Below are 1,174 nucleotides of genomic sequence, written 5' to 3'. Positions count from 1 at the left end.
ATTATGATAAGTGGTATCGCTACATTGAAGCAGATGAAGATTCTTTCTATCTTTATTATACAGATTTACCAAATGCAATCAGTGGAAATTTAAGAATTAACGGAAATTCTCAGGTTCGTAGAATTAAAATAAATATAAAAGCTACTGATGATGCTTTTGTGTATATAAGAGCAACAAAGCCTCACGAAATACAATATGTCGTTTCGTCAACAGATGATATTGAGAAAGATAAAGTAAGTGAAATTATAACTAGAGAGTTAAAGGTGGAATAAAATATGGCAGAATCTCTAAAAGATTATTTATTAAGTTCTCAGCATGTTAGTAAGAATTTATATATTAATTCCTTAGGTGCAAAATCATCAGTTTCAAATAACTTCGATATAAAAGATTATAATTTTTTTAGGATAGATGAAATAACATATGAAGATGAAGAGAAATTTCCTAAAAAAGAGGCTCTTGAGAATTTTATAGGAACAATGAATGTTCCTGGAATTAATTTTATTTACTTAATAACAGGTTCAAAAAATGGAGTTAGATTTTATTACGGAGTTTCTCGTAATTCAGATCCAGAATCGATAGGTGCATATGATGTAAGTAATAATATATTACGTCCTAGTTTACAAGGTAATTTTAGAGGTTCAAAAGTTAGCTTGCTCGAAGATGAGGAAAAGAAAGAATTACATAAAAAACTTTGTGAGTTTAAGAGAGCCTCGATTCTTGAAGGTGTACCAAGTGTAAATAAAGATGATGATAAATTTCAATCAGTTGATAGACTTGTTGATGTAATGATTGGAGATGAGTTTGCTCTTATGCTCATTTTAAAATCACTATCTCTTGAAGAAATTGATAAGATTAGAAATTCAGTTTATTCATTTTACAATGCTATTAATCCATATTCAAAACAATCGATACAGTCAAATGAAGGGACTAATAGTGGCACTACAGAAACAACAGGAAGTGGAACTGTTGATCAGACTACTACAGGTTCTTCTAATAGTACAAGTAAAGGAGAAAACAGAGGCTCTGCCACTAATCAGAATACAAAATCTGGAACCGAAGGTTCACATAATGATGTAACTAAAGGTACTAACACGAATGAATCAACATCTACACAGTCGGGTGAAAGTAAAGGTTCAGCCACTACTATAGAATTTGTGAATATGGATTAATAGCA

Annotated in this window: 2 protein-coding genes; both read left to right on the top strand. The window is 30.6% G+C overall.

Going from position 1 to position 1,174, the window contains the following annotated elements:
• A partial coding sequence (locus tag MSI_RS14820; RefSeq protein WP_039925129.1) for a hypothetical protein occupies positions 1-272 on the top strand: 272 nt, incomplete at its 5' end.
• 3 nt (positions 273-275) lie between these two features.
• Positions 276-1,169: a hypothetical protein gene (locus MSI_RS13455; RefSeq protein ID WP_007590549.1), complete on the top strand. Its 894-nt coding sequence runs from the start codon at positions 276-278 to the stop codon at positions 1,167-1,169.
• Positions 1,170-1,174 lie beyond the last annotated feature (5 nt).

The organism is Treponema sp. JC4 (assembly GCF_000260795.1).
Taxonomy (GTDB): domain Bacteria; phylum Spirochaetota; class Spirochaetia; order Treponematales; family Treponemataceae; genus Treponema_D.
Note: the sequence above shows the minus strand (reverse complement) of the source record. Positions and strands in the feature narration are given on the sequence as shown.

Coding starts and splice junctions, on each gene's coding strand:
- MSI_RS13455 (WP_007590549.1), top strand. CDS start 276: ATGGCAGAATCTCTAAAAGATTATTTATTAAGTTCTCAGCATGTTAGT.